18 protein-coding genes are annotated in these 16,564 nt (G+C 59.7%); 8 read left to right on the top strand and 10 right to left on the bottom strand.

Annotated elements, in window-relative coordinates; all coding sequences use genetic code 11:
- Window positions 1–31: 31 nt before the first annotated feature.
- Window positions 32–1,294 (top strand): DUF2238 domain-containing protein, encoded by a 1,263-nt coding sequence (locus tag ACR3FE_RS20175; RefSeq protein ID WP_458209345.1) that lies wholly within the window; start codon window positions 32–34, stop codon window positions 1,292–1,294.
- Window positions 1,295–1,409: 115 nt separating this feature from the next.
- Window positions 1,410–2,630 carry an MFS transporter gene (locus tag ACR3FE_RS20170; protein WP_458209343.1) on the top strand — a complete coding sequence of 407 codons (1,221 nt, stop codon included), beginning with the start codon at window positions 1,410–1,412 and terminating at the stop codon, window positions 2,628–2,630.
- A 9-nt stretch (window positions 2,631–2,639) separates the two neighbouring features.
- Here ACR3FE_RS20170 and ACR3FE_RS20165 read toward each other — a convergent pair whose 3' ends face one another.
- The 7 genes from ACR3FE_RS20165 to ACR3FE_RS20135 form a co-directional block, all read right to left on the bottom strand.
- On the bottom strand, window positions 2,640–3,887 hold the full coding sequence (locus ACR3FE_RS20165; RefSeq protein WP_458209342.1) for a hypothetical protein: 1,248 nt from the start codon (window positions 3,885–3,887) through the stop codon (window positions 2,640–2,642).
- Between the two features lie 142 nt (window positions 3,888–4,029).
- A complete protein-coding gene (locus tag ACR3FE_RS20160) occupies window positions 4,030–5,877 on the bottom strand; it encodes a S9 family peptidase (protein WP_458209340.1) in 1,848 nt (615 codons plus the stop codon).
- A gap of 145 nt (window positions 5,878–6,022) precedes the next feature.
- The gene (locus ACR3FE_RS20155) at window positions 6,023–6,178 is read right to left on the bottom strand and encodes a hypothetical protein (RefSeq protein WP_458209338.1); all 156 of its coding nucleotides are present in this window, start codon (window positions 6,176–6,178) and stop codon (window positions 6,023–6,025) included.
- A gap of 137 nt (window positions 6,179–6,315) precedes the next feature.
- Window positions 6,316–6,573, bottom strand: a complete 258-nt coding sequence (locus ACR3FE_RS20150) for a hypothetical protein (RefSeq protein WP_458209337.1) — start codon at window positions 6,571–6,573, stop codon at window positions 6,316–6,318.
- Between the two features lie 120 nt (window positions 6,574–6,693).
- The gene (locus tag ACR3FE_RS20145) at window positions 6,694–7,272 is read right to left on the bottom strand and encodes a COG4315 family predicted lipoprotein (protein WP_458209336.1); all 579 of its coding nucleotides are present in this window, start codon (window positions 7,270–7,272) and stop codon (window positions 6,694–6,696) included.
- Window positions 7,273–7,353: 81 nt separating this feature from the next.
- Window positions 7,354–7,656, bottom strand: coding sequence for a DUF8036 family membrane protein (locus ACR3FE_RS20140; RefSeq protein WP_458209334.1), 303 nt, complete (start codon window positions 7,654–7,656; stop codon window positions 7,354–7,356).
- A gap of 54 nt (window positions 7,657–7,710) precedes the next feature.
- Window positions 7,711–7,998 (bottom strand): winged helix-turn-helix domain-containing protein, encoded by a 288-nt coding sequence (locus tag ACR3FE_RS20135; protein ID WP_458209332.1) that lies wholly within the window; start codon window positions 7,996–7,998, stop codon window positions 7,711–7,713.
- Between the two features lie 154 nt (window positions 7,999–8,152).
- Here ACR3FE_RS20135 and ACR3FE_RS20130 point away from each other — a divergent pair, with 154 nt between their 5' ends.
- Window positions 8,153–9,430: a TIGR00341 family protein gene (locus ACR3FE_RS20130; protein WP_458209331.1), complete on the top strand. Its 1,278-nt coding sequence runs from the start codon at window positions 8,153–8,155 to the stop codon at window positions 9,428–9,430.
- 57 nt (window positions 9,431–9,487) lie between these two features.
- On the opposite strand, the gene ACR3FE_RS20125 is transcribed toward ACR3FE_RS20130, so the two are convergent.
- Window positions 9,488–10,162, bottom strand: a complete 675-nt coding sequence (locus ACR3FE_RS20125; protein ID WP_458209330.1) for a helix-turn-helix domain-containing protein — start codon at window positions 10,160–10,162, stop codon at window positions 9,488–9,490.
- Between the two features lie 466 nt (window positions 10,163–10,628).
- Between ACR3FE_RS20125 and trpS the strand changes: the two genes are divergently transcribed.
- From trpS to ACR3FE_RS20100, 5 genes are all read left to right on the top strand, one after another.
- Complete coding sequence (gene trpS / locus ACR3FE_RS20120) at window positions 10,629–11,735, top strand: tryptophan--tRNA ligase (RefSeq protein WP_458209329.1); 1,107 nt, start codon at window positions 10,629–10,631, stop codon at window positions 11,733–11,735.
- A complete protein-coding gene (locus ACR3FE_RS20115; protein ID WP_458209327.1) occupies window positions 11,735–12,202 on the top strand; it encodes a GNAT family N-acetyltransferase in 468 nt (155 codons plus the stop codon). Before trpS ends, ACR3FE_RS20115 begins: the two co-directional genes overlap by 1 nt.
- A gap of 101 nt (window positions 12,203–12,303) precedes the next feature.
- On the top strand, window positions 12,304–13,098 hold the full coding sequence (locus tag ACR3FE_RS20110; RefSeq protein ID WP_458209326.1) for a creatininase family protein: 795 nt from the start codon (window positions 12,304–12,306) through the stop codon (window positions 13,096–13,098).
- Between the two features lie 317 nt (window positions 13,099–13,415).
- Window positions 13,416–14,372, top strand: coding sequence for a GTPase HflX (gene hflX / locus ACR3FE_RS20105; RefSeq protein ID WP_458209325.1), 957 nt, complete (start codon window positions 13,416–13,418; stop codon window positions 14,370–14,372).
- Between the two features lie 54 nt (window positions 14,373–14,426).
- Window positions 14,427–14,693: a hypothetical protein gene (locus tag ACR3FE_RS20100; protein ID WP_458209324.1), complete on the top strand. Its 267-nt coding sequence runs from the start codon at window positions 14,427–14,429 to the stop codon at window positions 14,691–14,693.
- 78 nt (window positions 14,694–14,771) lie between these two features.
- Here the strand turns inward: ACR3FE_RS20100 and ACR3FE_RS20095 are convergent, their stop codons facing one another.
- Both ACR3FE_RS20095 and ACR3FE_RS20090 read right to left on the bottom strand, forming a co-directional pair.
- The gene (locus ACR3FE_RS20095) at window positions 14,772–15,428 is read right to left on the bottom strand and encodes an O-methyltransferase (protein ID WP_458209322.1); all 657 of its coding nucleotides are present in this window, start codon (window positions 15,426–15,428) and stop codon (window positions 14,772–14,774) included.
- A gap of 25 nt (window positions 15,429–15,453) precedes the next feature.
- Window positions 15,454–16,209, bottom strand: coding sequence for a hypothetical protein (locus tag ACR3FE_RS20090; RefSeq protein ID WP_458209321.1), 756 nt, complete (start codon window positions 16,207–16,209; stop codon window positions 15,454–15,456).
- Window positions 16,210–16,564 lie beyond the last annotated feature (355 nt).

Raw genomic sequence — 16,564 nt, 5'->3', positions numbered from 1 at the left:
CGTTTTTGGACGTGCCGCTCGTAGCCCGTTCATGGCCAGGGGTGAGACTGCTGAGGAGGGCGTATCGAGTCGCCACCGAAACGCCTTCGCGGGCTGGCTTCTCGTCGTCGTTATCGCCATCACCGCACTCGTGAGCATCGTCGATGGCGACCTCCTGTGGGCGATCTTCGGTCTCGCAGCGCTCGCAATCGCACTGGTACCGGTCGCAACGTATCGCCGTCCCACCGTGATGCTCCCGTGGGAGGTACTCCTCTTCGTCGCCGTTCCACTCGCCAGCGTACCGTTCGGGTCGTTGCTTCCGCGCTCCGTCGCGACGTTCCTGGCTGTCGCAGGTCTCGCCCTCGTCATCGCGGTCGAGTTCGACACCTTCACCGAAGTCGAACTCTCGCCGTCGTTCGCGGTGCTCTTCGTCGTCACTACGACCATGGCGACTGCCGGTGCGTGGTCGGTCGTCCAGTGGATTGCGGACAGCGTGCTCGGCACACAGAATCTTCGAAATCTCAACAGAGTGATGTGGTCGTTGCTGGCTGCGTCTGGTGCCGGTGTCGCCGCTGGCCTGCTGTTCACCGCGTACTTCCAGCGGATCGATACGGCTAGATTCGGGTTTGGAGAAGGCGGCCGGCGCAGAAGGTCCGACGAAATGACTGCGGTGGCGGCGACCGAAGGGTGGGCGGACGTTTCCGAGACCCGTCAACGGCGGATCGTTCGTGCGTTTCAGCTCGTCCTCGTCGGTATCCTGCTCGTCGGATTCTACGAAGCGAGCGCCGGTATCATCGTCAACGCGGCGATAGCGCTCGCACTCACGGAGTTACCAGCACTGCTCGAACGAAACCTTCGAGTCCCGATCGACACGCGACTGACGCTCTGGATCGTCGTGCCCGTGGTTCTTCACGCGGTCGGCACGATCGGACTCTACCAGTCTATCGGTCTGTGGGACCAGATGACACACGCACTCTCGGCGTCGCTCGTCGCCGCCGCTGGCTACACCACGGTTCGTGCGCTCGACATCCACGCCGAGAACGTCTATCTTCCACGGGAGTTCATGATCGTCTTCATCCTCCTGTTCACGCTCGCGTTCGGCGTCATCTGGGAACTGCTGGAGTTTGGACTCGATGGGCTGGCATCGATAACCGGAACTCAGAGCGTTCTCGCCCAGTACTCGCTGTCGAACACGATGTTCGACCTCGTGTTCGATACGGTCGGCGGCCTTCTGGTCGCCATCTGGGGAACCGTGTATCTCTCGCACATCTCGGATGCGCTCGCCACTCGACTGGCCGAAGAAGGGACAGACTGAGTGACGACCGAGTATCGACCGAGTGCTGACTCGCCAGCACTCGCCGAAACCGGTCACATTCAGTTGCACCCACTCGTTTAACCCGCCACCGAACCATATCCGACCTACCGTACCGATGTCGTCCAGTCGCCGAACTGTCGCCGATGACCTCCAAGACGTAGTGCGCGGTCTTCGCGGCGATGGTCGCGGCTGGCTTCTCGTCGCCGTGGCGACCGGCTGGGCGTTCACGCTCGGATTGCGATTTCTCGTTCCGGCCCTGTTGCCACAAATAAAGTCCACGTTCGCGGTCTCCAACGCCACCGCAGGTCTCGCTATCACGACGCTCTGGGTCGGCTACGCTCTGATGCAGTTTCCTGCTGGAGTGATGATCGACAGGATCGGCGAACGAACACTGCTCACGGCGAGCCTCTGTCTCTCGGGACTGAGTCTGGGGCTCCTCGGACTCTCCCCCGTGTTCGCGGTCTTTTTCGTGGCGATCGCCGCCTTCGGACTCGGCTCAGGATTGTACGGGCCGAGCCGAGGGACCGTCCTTTCGCGCACCTTCACCCGGAACGCAGGTGTCGCGTTCGGTATCACCCTCGCGATGGGAAGTATCGGGTCTGCGGTGCTCCCGAACGTCGCGACCGCCGTTGTCGGTCGAATCGGTTGGCGACTCGTCCTCGGTGGTCTCGCGCTGCCCTTCTTCGCCGTCGCAATGCTGGCGTGGCGGGTGGTTCCAGAACGGACGCCGTCCGAATCGAATGGGGAGACACCGCTCCAGCCGAACCGACTTCTCCGCGAAGTCGTCGGAACGCTTTCCGACCGCTCGGTTCTCGTCGCAACCGTCGCAGTCGGTATCCTCCTCTTCGTCTTTCAGGGGTTGTCGGCGTTCCTCCCGTTGTATCTCGAAACGAAAGGCCTCAGCCAGCAGACCGCCGCGCTGTTGTTCGGACTCATGTTCATCTCCGGTGCCGTTTCGCAGGTGGTCGCCGGCAACACCGCCGACCGCGTCGGGATCAAACCGGTGTTACTCGTCGTCACGGCCATCGGAGTCGTCACGCCCGTCGCGCTCACGGTTGCTTCGGGGACGGTGGTGCTCGCGGTGGTCGTCGTCGTTCTCGGCACCCGAATGGCTATCGCACCCGTCACGAACGCCTACATCGTCGAGACGCTTCCCGACCACGTCGAGGGTGCGGCGTGGGGGTTCATCCGCACCGGCTTCTTCCTCGTCGCTTCGACCGGGTCGACGTTCGTCGGCTTCTTCGCGGACGCGAACCGCTTCGACGCCGCATTTCTCGTCCTCGCCGTCCTCTCGGCAGTCGCACTCGGCTGTTATCTCCTCTTGCCCGGCGAGTGAGGATGCACATTACAGCCGGTTGCGGAGCGCCCACGTGTCGGTCGTCGGATCGAGACTGGACGGCTCCGTCCCACGCTCGGTCAGGATTCCGGCGTGAAACAGCATGGCCTTCAGTTGGAAGACTGTCGGCGAATGATAGACGTTCCCGTCGGTCAGCTCTCGAGCCTGTAGTTCACCATCAGGGGTCAAAACCCGTTCTCGGGCGTCGTCCGTGCCACGGATGAACAACTCGATCGCGAAAGAGGGGTGGAGTCCATGTAGATACTCGACGAGGTCGACGAGCGACGGTTCTGGTTCGCCGTCGTCGTGTAGCTGCTGTATCTCTTCGACGAGCAGCTTCGTCGCCGGATACGAGAACACGATTCTGCGGGTGAGCAACCCCCACTCCGGTGCGAGGTCGTAGAAACACCGCGACTTTCGATACCAATCCTCGAACGTCCGTAGAGCGTTCTCGACCGAGCCGTATCGATCGAGTGCGAAGCGGACGACCTCCTTTCCTAGGGGCGTGAGACGAACCCCCGCCGGTCGGTCGTCGATGAGGTCGAGGAAGGCCGCGCCTAGTTGTGCGCTATCGACCTCACGAACGACCTTGTTCGCCTTCATGAGTTCCTCGGTCGACCCGTCGGCGTAGTGTGCGAGTGGATAGCCGAGATAGTTCTTCGGGTGGTTGAGACCGAAGGATTTGTTCGCAACACCCTGTGCGCTCGCCTGGAACCGGATCGCGTTCGTCTCCGTCGTCGTCCGGTTGCCGACGAGTCGTGGTACTTCGAGCGGTTCGACACGGCCACCGCCTTCGACGGAGAGGACGCCGACGTTCAGTTCCCTGGCGAGCGACCGAGCGGACGGCGAGATCGCTTGCTCGGGTGCCGCGACGTACGCGGCGTTGGCTTCCTGAAGCCGGTCGTGTGCCTGTACGATACCACGTTCGACATCCACAGCCCCCGTCTCGGTGTATCCTTTCGCTTCGATCGCCACCAGCGGCGGATTGTCACCGAGCCGTTCGACCGCCAGCAGTTCGTCGTCCAGGACGCGAACGCCGACGAGGTCAGGATACCCCGACCCGACGCGGACGTGGTTGAACGGAGCCAGAGTCTCCCTAACTTCGGTCGCTATCCGTTCGCCAGCGATCCAGCGGTCTCTGGCGAACTGCGTATCGACGACGGCGTACGATCGCTCTTCCTCGTCGTCCGGAAAGAGGTGCCGTTTGGTGTGCGCGAGAACGTGTGGCTCCGTCAACTCACGCGTCGCGCTCGCCATGGCGTGCAGTTTGCGTGAGTTTCACAAGAAGATTGTGTTAATCGAATCGGTCGTGGGAATCGTGGTAGTCGAACCAGTCACGGAAAGCATGGTCGAGCCAACCGAAGTAGTCGAATCAGTCGTGGCGACAGATCACCGACGATTATAGCGTGTCGTCGAGATAGTCGGCGACGATTCGATAGGCTCGAATCTTCTGGTCGGTGTCGGTCGATCCGTGGCCTTCCTCGCCGAGTTCCTCGTAGACGAACTCTTTGCCCTCTTCCCAGCCGCGTTCTTCGAGCGCGTCGCGGTAGAGACGGGCCTGCTCGATCGGACACCGTGGGTCGTTGACTCCGTGGGCGATCAAGATCGGGTCTTCGGCGTTCTCCACGTGTGTGATCGGCGACCGCTCACGGTACAACGCTTCGTTCTCGTCCGGGTAACCGAGTTGCTGATCCAGAGCGTGCTTGAAATGCGGCATGGAGTTCTCGTACAGCCGCTTGAGATCGGTGATACCGACCCAGGCCATCGCGGCTCCCCAGAGCCCCGGATTCTGGACGTGCTGGCTGTACGCGCTGTAGCCGCCGTAGGAACCGCCGAAGACTGCGACGCGGTCTTCGTCGATCCACTCGCGGTTCATCAACCAGCGACCACCGTTGGCGATGTCGGCCTGTTCGCCGCCGCCCCAGTCTCCGCGAATCGCGTATTTGAACTCCCGACCGCGACCCGTCGATCCTCGGTAGTTCGGCAGGAAGACGGTGTATCCACGGGAGACGAAGAACTGCGCGTACTCATTGAACGCTTGCACGGATTGAGCGTGGGGGCCGCCGTGAACCATCACCACTGCCGGTTGGTCGGTCGCCTCGGAGTCAGCACCGGGACGCTTCCGAGCGTCGTACAGCAGTCCGCCGATCTCCCATTCGCCGGATTCGTAGGTGACGTACTCGGCGTCGACGAACGCCGTCGGGTCGATGTCGCCGTAGTCGGCGTCGAGGAGGGTCTCGTGTTCATCGGATTCGAGGTCGTAGGCCAACAGGCGCTTGCGCTCGTTGGAAGTCGTCTGGGTGAGGACGACCCTGCCATCTGCGAGGAACGGCCCTTCGACGCCGCCAGCGATGGCTGTCACCCCCTCCGGAAGGTCGAACTCCCGACAGTCACCGGTTTCGAGGTCGTAGACGACCGGCACCTTCGCGGCGCGACGGGTTCGGACGACCAGTGCGTGGCGACCATCCGGGGTGAACACAGATGGTGACTCGACGGCCTCGCCGTCACCGAGCCACTCGACCGTGTCATCTTCGAGGTCGTAGACACCGGCACGGGGTTTGTCCTCGGCATTGTCCTCGACCAGCAGGCGCTGACCGTCCGGGCCCCAGTCGGCGACGCTCGTCTCCGACCCGAGTTCGCCTATGTCGAGAGCACGCGGATCACTTCCGTCGGCCGAAGCGACGTAGGCGTCTTTGTTGTCGAGATCGTCAGTGTCGTTGGCTGTGTACGTGATCAGGTTTCCGTCGGGTGAGTACCTCCCGAACGAAGTTGGTTGGTCGTAGGAAGTGAGCTGCTCGGATTCGCCGGTATCCTTGTCGTACCGGTAGAGGTTCATCTGTTCTCCAGCATCGGTGGCGTACAGCAGATAACTGCCGTCGGGGGACGCTTCGCTGATCACGCCCTGTCCGTCGATCTCCAGAATCGTCTCGTGGTCGCCCGACATCGTCAACGCGTGGATGTCGTTTTGTTCGTCACCCCCGTTGTCACGGTGGAAGAAGATACGCTCGCCATCCACGTCCCAATCGAGATGCCAGCGCGCAGTTTTGGGAACGTTGCCGTCGCTCACTTGTTCTAGCTCGCCGGTTTCGATCTCGAGTACACACAGTTCGTTTCGCCCAAATCCGTCGTAGTAGCACGCGATTCGTTCACCCTCTGGCGACACCATCGGATGATAGAACTCTGGGAGTGCGGCGAGTTCTTCGAGGGGATACTCCGGTTCGGGGCTGTCGTGAACCGTGTCTGACATAGCTAACGAGAATGGGCTACGGGCGATAAAACTGTCGGTGGTATGTCATTGTTCAGTCTTTACACGTTGTTGCGATCGATTACATCATGTTTCAAACTATCCAGTTCTGTCGAACTCTTCGGAGAGCTACGGAGTACTGAACGACTCAAGAGCGATACAGCTGAAGCGCGATCAGGAAGACGAGAAGAAGTGGAATGAGCGGGGCTGCGATCTCGAAGGGAACCAGGAGAAGCACTACTGCGGACATCACGACGAATTCGAGCGCCACCAGAACGCTAACGGCTTCGACTGGATTGGCCATCTTTCCAGATTATTCCCGATGTTGTTTCTTAAATCTACGGCGTCATCGAATCTGATCCTGAACTGCATCCCGGCTATTTCTCCCTCGTCGTGTTCAACGAATGGAATTTCGACGGACCCAAACGTCCGTCTCCTCAGTCACTCGTCGAGTTCTGCCTCGACCGAGAGCCACCACAGATGTCCTCTCTCGCGGGCTTCAGTATGTTCGAGGACGCCGTCTTCTGCTAACTCGTCGAGTCGGTCGCCCATCGAATCGGGCGACATACCAAACTCGTCTCCGAGATACTGCGTGTTCACGACCGGCGCTGGCGCGTCCCGAATCACGGCGACGATCTCGTCGCGTTCCACCCGCTTCGAGGACTCCTCACCGAACTTACCATCTTCCTCGGAGGTCATGATCGTTCGGAGCTACGTACGCCAACACAAACCGGCTTCGGCAGCGTCGATCGATTCGGCAACGTGAATCGAGAGCGATTCGTCTTGGTGCCGTGGGTTCCTCGTCTTACATCTCCTCGTTCAGTAACCACCGCCACCGTCCGACGATGTGGTCGTGGTCGCCGTCGCCTTCGACTTCATCGGGCTACCGTCGGGGGTGAGCACCCACCAAACGTCGTTGACGCCCTGACCGTTCACGTCGCCGGGTCGCTCGTCGGATGCGAAGTGGTACAGGGGCCAGCCACCGGCCATCACCTGCTTCTCCCCGGACTTCCGCTCGAAGGTTTCGAGCGGAGCAATGACGCCATCGCCTTTCGTCGGAGAACCTTTCACCGTGAGGGGCGGCCACGCATCGACACAGGAGTCGTAACAGGTGCTCTCTTTCTTGCCCTTCGTATCGCTGTTGAACATGTAGAGGGTCATCTGTTTCGGGCCGACGAGGATGTCACCGAGTTCCAGGTGGGAAGCGACCTGGACGGTCGCTTTGGACATCGTACCATCCGTGGTCGCTGTCGTCGCCGTCGACTCCGTTGTCGTCGTGGATATATCCGTGGTCGTCGCGGTGGTCGTGGTTCGATCAGATCCACCGTTTCCGCCGAGACATCCCGCGAGCGTCATCGTCGCGCCGACCGTGAGGAACGTGCGTCGTGTTGGGGGCATGATCGATAGGAAGTCGAGTCGGGGCAAGAGTGTTTTCCGAACTCAGTCCAAAATTCATCCAACGTTGGACGCCCACTTGGGTTAGAGCAACGTGATCCGTGCGAGGAAGGCGAGCGCGACCAGTTCGAAGCCACAGAGGAGCATCATCCCGAACTGGACGTCGACCCCGGCGTTAACGAACCAGCCGACGAATGCTGGATGGAAAACGTAGAAGTACAACCAGAGTGCGTTCTCCACGAGGAGAAACGCCGCGAACACGAGCAGTCCGAGCGTGTGTTTCGCACCGTGTCGGCGGTAGTTGTGAAGCCAGACGGAGCCCAGTGCCAGCAGCAACAGCAGGTTCACCCCTGCAGCAGTCCGGGCAACGTCAAGCCAGAGGGTCATCGGTACTCCGTTCGTAGGTGGTGATTATATGCTCTGTCCAAACTTCGTCCTGAATCATGGTTCCTCCGGGTCGACGACCGCGACGATCTCTTCGACGGTCTCCCAGTTCGATCTGACCTGGTCGGTGAACAAGTAGACCGCCGCGTACTCGTCGTTCGTTCGCTTGACGACGTTGTTCTCCAGCAGCACGTCGAGGTGATGGCGGATCGTCGTGTAGTCGAGGTCGAGTTCGGTCGCCAGTTGGTTGGCGTTCTGTGGTCGCTCGTCGAGCGCCCGGAGGATACGGACTCTCGTCGGTCCGCCCCGGGAACTCGCCAGCAGATACCAGAGCACGCCTTCCATCTGTGACCCGATTGGTGGCCGGTAACAAAATACGTGTGGTCTAACGAGGAGTTTACTTCCGGGATTCGTGGACGATGTTCTGGATAACGAGAAAAATCCAAGTAAATTCGACTGGCCGGAAGGTATTGCAAAGAGGAGGTGGATAGATAAGCTGATGCGAGAGCTTCACGTTCACGTTTCTGACGACCAACTCGACGAAACCACTGCTATCCTCGACGATTACGACGTCGATTATACCACGGTACCGGAAGACGATGGGGTGCTCGTTCTTTTTCCACTGCCGACAGCGGCTGTTTCTGTCATACTCGACGAACTCCGTGATGCGGGCGTGGAAGATGGATCGTTTTCCGTGATAACGAAATCGGAGTTCGTCGAGACACCGAACTTCGCCGACCTCCGCCAGCGGTATTCGACGGTCGTCCGAAAGCTCTCGAAGTCCGAGTTGCACGCGAAGATCCACGAGATCCAGTGGCCGTATCAGATCTACTATCTCGGAACCGTCTTGAGCGTCATCGCAGCAGCCGCCGGTCTCTTGCTCGATCAACCGGCACTCATCATCGGTTCGATGATCATCGCGCCACAGGCGAGTTCGGCTCTCGCTGCACCTGCTGGCGTACTGCTGAGTGACTGGGAGCTGTTCCTCGAAAGCACCAAAGAGCAGTTCCTGGGTCTCGGGATAGCCATCGTCGGCGCTGCGCTGTTCGGCTTGTTCGTTCGATGGGCGGGGTTCGTCCCGACGGGGCTCTCGATCACGAGTATCGAACTGATCGGCGTTCGTCTCGCACCGACGTTTCTCTCGACGGTCGGGGCTGTCATCGCAGGTATCGTCGGTGCGTTCGGATACACGACCGAGCAATCGACGGCACTCATCGGTGTCATGATCGCTGCGGCGCTGATCCCTGCGGCTGCTGCGACCGGTCTCGCGATCGCCTGGACGGCTCCGATATTCGGTATTGGCGCACTGCTCCTCTTACTGGTCAACCTACTCGGCATCAACCTCGGTGCCTTCTCGACGCTGATCGCCATGGGGTATCAGCCGAACTGGCGAAGCGAAGATAGCTCCTTTCGAGCGTCGATACCGTCCGAGCACCGATTGGCGGTCTACGGAACGATCTTCGTTCTCCTGATAACGACACTCGGAACCGGGTTCTTCACAACGACGAACATCGTCTTCGCACAGTCCGTCAATCAGGAAGTGGAGACGACACTCGACCAACCGGCGTATCGAAACCTCTCTCTTTCGGGCGTTCAATCGGAGTACGGCGGCCCGAATTGGGGAGCTGAGTCGACGAACGTCACCGTCCGAGTGAGTCGGACGTCCGATCGGAATTACTCGAACCTCGCGTCACAGTTAGAGCGCAGAATCGAGCGACGAACGAATCAGGACGTTCGGATCACCGTCGAGTTCACGGAATCACGGACGGTAGCGTAGACCCCAAATTCGTCTTCCGAGCGTCCCATCTGGATGTCCCACCCGACGCCAGGGACGCTACGTATCGTCTTCGTTCTCGGCACCACGACCGATGATGATGGCATTCTTCACGAGGTTCTCGTGCGCTCGTCGAAGTCGTTCAGACACCGCTTGATGGGTGATACCTAACTCGTCGGCGAGATCTCCAGCGTCCTTCTCACGGGGGATTTCGTAATAGCCATTGTCGTATGCGGCCGTAAGCACGTCTTGCTGGTCGTCCGTCAGTCCGAAGCGACCTTTCCGACCCTCTTCTATCTGGTAGATGTTCAGGATGTTGAGCGAGAGACCGCTCTCTTCACAGTATTCGTAGGTTCGAGACACGCTATCCCGCTCGGCGAACAGGATTCGAAGGTTCCAGCTTCCCTTGTTACCCGACGCGGCGAGCACGGTTCCTTCTTCTTCGATGAGGATCTGGACGAGCGTTTCGATCTGGTCGACCCACTCCATCCGATAGAGCCATTCGTCCTCCAGATCGGCGAGCAGTTCGATCTCGTCGATGCTCGGGTCGTCTTCGAGAGCCGTTTGGATCCCCTCGCGATCGCCGTTACTCACCCACACGAACGGCATCACTCGGCCACGACTGTGAGCGACCACACGCTCTATCTCGAACTTGACCCCTTCGACCGAAGATAAGGTTTGCTTGAGTGCGAATTCTTCAGCAGGCATCTCGAGTTCGACGACGGTTCCACTCATACGAGATTGGTGGGGAAGACGGTAAAAATACTCACTGGCTAAGAGAGTTTCTCGGTCCGGATTCACCGTCCTGATTCGAACAGACTGCAGACGAGAGCGTCGGTTCGATAACGAGACCAATATACAAATCAACTGACGTGAGTCCGTCCTCTGTTGCTCTGTGTGCGACGAACAGGTCAATAGATTCGGGGCTGGGCCGGACGACCCCGCGTAGCGATGGCCCCCCACCGGTTCGGACGACAATACCGCATCGCCATCGATTGGTTATCAACGTGTGGCCGATTGGTAGTCCGCGTCGTGTGGCAATTGTTGTAACACAGGCGAAACGTTTTTCACCGAACCCCGCCCACGAGAAACTGGCATGTTCACATCTGCCGCTGCCGGTGGTCGATTTTGGCCGACCACGGCACAGTGAGTCGATTTCTGCCGTACCGTTAGTACACCGTCCCCTGCGAGGAGGGAAGCGATGACCGAACTCGACCCCTGGGGAGACGTAGCGATAACCGATTACGAGGCGACGATGGAGCAGTTCGGCATCGAACCCATCGAGACCGTCGCAGACCGCCTGCCCGACAACCGACTGGTTCGGCGGGGACTGGTCTTCGGACATCGTGACCTCGACACCGTCCTCGACGCCCGCGACGAAGGTGAGCCGTTCGCGATGATGACCGGTATCATGCCGTCGGGTGTGTTCCACTTCGGTCATCTCACCGTGGTCGAACAGGTGCTCATGTTCCAGGAGATGGGTGCCGAAGTGACGCTCTGTGCGGCGGATATCGAATCCTACGCCACCAGAGACGTACCGCTGGAAGAGGCGCGTGATCTCGTGATCGAGGAGTACCTGCTGAACTACGTCGCCTTGGGCTTAGACCTCGATGCGACGGATTTCTACTTCCAGTCCGAAGCGGGCAACGACCACCACGTCCGGAGCAAACTGTTCGCCCGGCACGTCACCCAGAACGAGTTCGAAGCGACCTACGGGGGCGCAGACCCCGGAAAGCTCGTGTCTGCGTTGACCCAGTACGCCGACATCCTTCGACCACAATCGCCTGAACACGGCGGGCCGAAACCGACGGTCGTTCCGGTCGGTATCGACCAGGATCCCCACGTTCGATTGACCCGTGACGTTGCCGCTCGCTACCGCGATGCAACGTACGTAAAGCCAGCCAGCACGTACCATCGCTTCATGCGGGGCCTCCAGGGTGGGAAGATGAGTTCGTCGAACCCGAAGAGCCACATCGCGCTCACGGATTCCATCGACGACGCGAAACGGAAGCTAGACGAAGCGAAGACAGGTGGTCGAGCCAGTGTCGACGAACATCGTCGGGAAGGCGGGAACGTGGAGGAGGACATGGTGTTCGAACTGCTCGCCTACCACCTCGTTGACGACGACGACGAACTCGACCGAATCCGACGCGAGTACGAGTCGGGCGAGATGCTCTCCGGCGAGTTGAAGCAGATCGCCAAGGGGCGACTCGAAACGTTCCTGCGCGCCCACCAGCGGAGGCGCGAGGAAGCACGCCCGAAAGTGGATGCGTATCTCGAAACGCACACTGACGAGGATACTAACTGATGCAAGTCCGGCGACTACAGGCGACCGAGCTCGTGACGTTCGTGGACGACCTCTGGTTGCCGTTCGCCCGCGAGATGGCGGCGATGGACGACTTCGACACGCTCGCTGAAGAGGGTGTCCGACAGAACGTCTTCTCCTACGTGAAAGACCGCTTTTCGGACGACGACATCGCCACCTACGTCGCCGACGATGACGGTCTGGTTGGGTACGTCGCGGTCGAAAAACGGTCGTCGCCTCCGGTGTTCGCTCGTGGCCCACGAGGATACGTCGATGGGCTGTACGTCGTACCGGATCGTCGCCGAGAAAGCATCGCTACGTACCTCCTCGTGCGTGCGGAGGCGTGGGCGCGACGACAGGGATGCGAGTATCTCTCGCTCGACGTTCACGCCGACAACGAGGTGGCCCAATCGCTGTATCAGCAGAGCGATTACGAGATGAAACGCCACCGGATGACGAAGCGATTGTAGTACCGAGAGCGACCGAGCATCGTCAGTGAACGTGATAGACGAACGAATGTGATCTTCGAGGAGAGCGGAAATTTATGCTTCTCCTCCACTGTGGTTTCAGCATGTATCTCGCCGACAAGACGTGGCCGGAACTCGGGGACTACGTCGCAGAAGAATCGGTCGCAGTCGTCCCGCTCGGGTCGACCGAGCAGCATGGCCCACACCTGCCGCTTGCAACCGACCATCTCATCGCGGAGGCGTTGGCCCGCGAGGCTGCAGACAGTGGTGGCTATCTCTGCACGCCGACCGTCAACGTCGGCGTCAGTCCACATCACAAGCAGTTCCACGGGACGATGTGGGTCGACCCACCAGCGTTCCGTGACTACGTCGAGAGCTTCTCTCGAAACCTCACGTACCACGGCATCGACCGCATCGTCTATGTCAACGCCCACGGCGGGAACATGCAACACCTACGCGAGGTCGGCCGCCGACTGCGAGAAGACGAGGTGGCCTTCGCAGTCGAGTGGATGTGGGACGAGTCGATTCCCGACCTCGTGAGTGATCTCTTCGAGTACAACGGGCCACATGGCGGCCCGAAAGAGACAGCGATGATCATGCACATCGCCGAAGAACTGGTTCGAACCGACCGCCTCGAAGATGCCCGAGACGGTGGGCTGGCGGATCTCAGAGACGGTCGCTTCAGAATCCACGGTGCGCGAAACTACTACGATGCCATCGACAATACCGAGAATGGCGTCCTCGGCGACCAGACTGATGCAACTCCCGAGAAGGGCGAACGACTCTTCGACGCTGCGGCCGACCAGCTCGTGCAATTGCTCGATTGGATCGACGAGAAACCCTTCGCGGATCTGATGGCGAAGCCGCACGTCGACCCGCAACCGGGGAGTCGGCGATAATCGAGAGTGCGTGGTCGTTCGGTTCGAGGGTTATTCGATCGGAAAGCTTGCTGGATAGCTTTCTAGATCTCTTTCCTGAATCCTCCTGCTTGTCGTGAGTGTCGAATCCATAACCACACGAACCTTTAAATACGATGGAATATATCATTATGCAAGGACATGGAGACCTTATTCCTCTTCTGAACCGGGCTTACTAGTCGAGGTTCCACCATACCTCCGTGAGTTCCCGGTTTTTGTCGGTCTCTGGGTTCGAACGGATAGCTCGAACTCCAGAGCGGTCAGTATCGACAGCTAATCATACCGATCCATATCCACAAATGTCAGATAGTCTGCCAGCAATCGTTGCGAAATGCTCAGATGTCTCTCCCGTCGATACGGAAGAGATCACCGCCCTCGTATCCGCTGCCGGTTACGAAGTCGTCGGCGAGATAACGCAAGTTCGGGCTGAAGACCCCGGGACGTATCTCGGAAGCGGGAAGGTCGAGGAACTCGTCGCCGAGGTTTCCGAAACGAACGCTCGTCTCGTCGTCGTCGACGACGAATTGACGCCCGGCCAGACGAAGCAACTGAGAGACGAACTGCCGACCGAGACGCGTCTCTACGACCGGTACCGCCTCATCCTCGACATCTTCAACGAGCAAGCAAGTACCAAAAATGCACAGCTTCAGGTCGAACTCGCCCGCCTCAAGTACGAGCTACCGCGAATCGAAGCGGAATCGGACGCCCAACATCTCAACATAGCCCTGGAGAAGGGGACGCGCGTTCACGACGCACGCAACCGAATCCGGGAACTCGAACGGAAACTCGACGAACTGCCGACTCCGGCAGAGCAGTTCCGCGAGCGTCGTCGGGAGCAGGGCTTCGACCTCGTGACGATCGCCGGATACACGAACGCCGGAAAATCGACGCTGTTGCACCGACTCGCTGACGAACTCGACCTCTCGAACGCGGAGCCGGATCATCCGGACAAGGACGCGACGGCAGCCATCGAAGATCGACTGTTCAAGACGCTCGAAACGACGACCAGACGGACGACCATCGAAGGGCGACCGATCCTCATGACCGACACCGTCGGGTTCGTTCAGGAGCTTCCACACTGGCTCGTCAAATCGTTCAGCGAAACCCTCTCGGAGGCCGCCGCTGCCGACACGGTGATCCTGGTCGCCGACGTGAGTGACCCACTGGACGAACTCCGCACGAAACTTCGTGTCTCGCTCGATGTCCTGGAATCACAGGGTGTCGAACACGGATCGATACTCACGGCGCTCAATTAGATCGATCTTGTAGCCGAGGAGGAACGGGAGCAGCGACTTGACGAGATCGCGGAGGTGGCTCCGAGTCCGATCCCGATCAGCGTCACGAACGGGACGAATATCGACCAACTGGTCGATGTCGTGTACGAACAGCTCCCATCCACTACTACGAAACTGGCGATGCCGAACTGTTCGGACGCGATGTCGGTCGTCTCGTGGGCGTACGACCACGCGACCGTGGAGAACGTCGACTACGAAGACGAGATGGTTCATCTGACGGTGCGAGGGCGTCCGACAGTGATCGAACAGGCGAAGGCGAAAGCAGCCACTATCGCTGGCTAAGAGCGTACCGATGGCATCGACAGCGAGAAACGGAATTTTCCTCCCGTACTCGAAGTCCGACTGGGGGCGTCGTTTTCCCTACCGCTTGTAGCTCACTGCGATTCCCTCGCCGAGTGGAACGACGGACGTTTCGAACGCCGGGTCGTCGCGCACCGTCGTCAGGTATTCTGCGATGCCGCGAGTCTCGTCGTCCATCTCGGGGTCGTCGCCCTCCAGCGAAGCGAGGATACCGTCGAAATCCTGGATGCCGCTGACCATCGCGTTGTCGGCGACGACGATTCCACCCGGTGCGAGCTTGTCCCGCACTGCCCCCAGCGCCTCCGGGTAACTGTCCTTGTTGTGGTCGATGAGCACCACGTCGAACGGGCCATCGTAGCGTTCTATCACTTCGTTCGCATCGCCGTTTTCGAAGACGGCGCGATCTGCGAACCCGCCGTCTTCGAGATACTGACGGGCTTCACGGAGTTCGTCGTCGTCGAACTCGGTGAGCACGATCTCACCGTCTTCGGGGAGGGCTTCGGCGAACCAGTAGGCGGAGTAGCCGAATCCCGACCCGAACTCGAAGATACGCTCTGCGTCTACAGCGTGAGCCAGGAATCGGAGGAACTGGCCGACCTCTGGCCCGACGGTCGGAAAGCCCTCGCCTCGGTCTTCCATCGCACGAAGCGTCTCGTCCGGTTCCGAAAGTGCAGCACGCAAGAACCGATCCGTCTCGTCCGTCAAGATATCCGTCATACGGCACGATTCGTCGGCAAGTGGGTTAATACTCCGGGGTCGTGCAGTGGTCGAGAAAAAAGGAGACGGTCGCCACGCTGAGTGCCAGGGAGACCGGCGCAGCGAGCACCGCTCCGACGACGATACCGATGATCCCCAGGTTGACGAACAGCGTTCCGATGACCGACACGACGAGCACGAAGACGAGATATCTGGTTCCGAACTCGAAGTACGCCGAGTCGGTCGTCGCCAGATCGTAACTTCGTCGGAGCGCGTCATCGAGCGAGAGATCTGCGACCACGACGAGATACGGCGCTCCGTAGAACCAGTACGCGAGGACGAGCATCGCCACCAGTCCGACGAGGAGAAGCGGGAAAAAGAGCAGGCCCAGCGCGAACATCAGCAGTTGCACGAGCCATACGAGAAGCGTGTAGCCCAGTAGCGGGAGAAAGTAGCTGCGGATATTCTGGACGAAGTCGAACGAACCGGTTTCGATCCCGTCACGAACGCTTCCAAGATAGCCCGCCGCGAGTGCGCTTTCGAGGAGGATGAAGATGGGGGCGAAGAACAGCGTCGGCGAGATGAACACTCCTGAATCGGGGTTGGGAACGCTTGCGAACGTCCAGAACGTGGGGATAGAGGTCGGGAATCGGAAGTTGACGCCGAAGTGGAGTCCGGGGGCGGCTATCACCTTTCGAACGTTGTCGACGTGCAGGAACGTGGCGAAGAGCGGAACTACCGCGAGCGGAAGGAGATCCTCGACACGTCCGACCCCCGTAGAGAGGTATCGCTGGAACGTCATCGCGTGATTCCTCTGGAACTATCGAAACGAGTGATTGCCGGAGGACGCATACACAGGTGGGTGTGTGCTATCCCGATAACTATTATGAGTCTGTCTCGCTTCGACGCCTCTGCCTTATGAGAGCGTAGAGCACTATCGTCAGCAGTATCCAGAGTCCGACCATCTTGACACCGGCTCCGCCCGTCTCTTCCGTCACGTCCGCTTGTTCCGTGCGCTCCGTTTCTATCGTTCGCGTCCACATGGACACGTGAGACGACGAGAACGAGAATAAAGATGATGGGCAGTCTCGTGGCTCCCGAACGAATTATCTCCGTAGCTAGCCTACCTCCGTCCATCGGTGGACGACCATCACCGG

Source organism: Haladaptatus rarus (assembly GCF_054177585.1).
This window is presented reverse-complemented; position numbering and strand designations above follow the sequence as displayed.

Bases quoted from the DNA above. Each gene is read 5' to 3' on its own strand.
- ACR3FE_RS20165 (WP_458209342.1), bottom strand. From the start codon at position 3,887: ATGGCGAGCGCGACGCGTGAGTTGACGGAGCCACACGTTCTCGCGCAC.
- trpS (WP_458209329.1), top strand. From the start codon at position 10,629: ATGACCGAACTCGACCCCTGGGGAGACGTAGCGATAACCGATTACGAG.
- hflX (WP_458209325.1), top strand. From the start codon at position 13,416: ATGTCAGATAGTCTGCCAGCAATCGTTGCGAAATGCTCAGATGTCTCT.
- ACR3FE_RS20140 (WP_458209334.1), bottom strand. From the start codon at position 7,656: ATGACCCTCTGGCTTGACGTTGCCCGGACTGCTGCAGGGGTGAACCTG.
- ACR3FE_RS20170 (WP_458209343.1), top strand. From the start codon at position 1,410: ATGTCGTCCAGTCGCCGAACTGTCGCCGATGACCTCCAAGACGTAGTG.
- ACR3FE_RS20125 (WP_458209330.1), bottom strand. From the start codon at position 10,162: ATGAGTGGAACCGTCGTCGAACTCGAGATGCCTGCTGAAGAATTCGCA.
- ACR3FE_RS20095 (WP_458209322.1), bottom strand. From the start codon at position 15,428: ATGACGGATATCTTGACGGACGAGACGGATCGGTTCTTGCGTGCTGCA.
- ACR3FE_RS20175 (WP_458209345.1), top strand. From the start codon at position 32: ATGGCCAGGGGTGAGACTGCTGAGGAGGGCGTATCGAGTCGCCACCGA.
- ACR3FE_RS20135 (WP_458209332.1), bottom strand. From the start codon at position 7,998: ATGGAAGGCGTGCTCTGGTATCTGCTGGCGAGTTCCCGGGGCGGACCG.
- ACR3FE_RS20150 (WP_458209337.1), bottom strand. From the start codon at position 6,573: ATGACCTCCGAGGAAGATGGTAAGTTCGGTGAGGAGTCCTCGAAGCGG.
- ACR3FE_RS20090 (WP_458209321.1), bottom strand. From the start codon at position 16,209: ATGACGTTCCAGCGATACCTCTCTACGGGGGTCGGACGTGTCGAGGAT.
- ACR3FE_RS20130 (WP_458209331.1), top strand. From the start codon at position 8,153: ATGCGAGAGCTTCACGTTCACGTTTCTGACGACCAACTCGACGAAACC.
- ACR3FE_RS20155 (WP_458209338.1), bottom strand. From the start codon at position 6,178: ATGGCCAATCCAGTCGAAGCCGTTAGCGTTCTGGTGGCGCTCGAATTC.
- ACR3FE_RS20160 (WP_458209340.1), bottom strand. From the start codon at position 5,877: ATGTCAGACACGGTTCACGACAGCCCCGAACCGGAGTATCCCCTCGAA.
- ACR3FE_RS20110 (WP_458209326.1), top strand. From the start codon at position 12,304: ATGTATCTCGCCGACAAGACGTGGCCGGAACTCGGGGACTACGTCGCA.
- ACR3FE_RS20115 (WP_458209327.1), top strand. From the start codon at position 11,735: ATGCAAGTCCGGCGACTACAGGCGACCGAGCTCGTGACGTTCGTGGAC.
- ACR3FE_RS20145 (WP_458209336.1), bottom strand. From the start codon at position 7,272: ATGCCCCCAACACGACGCACGTTCCTCACGGTCGGCGCGACGATGACG.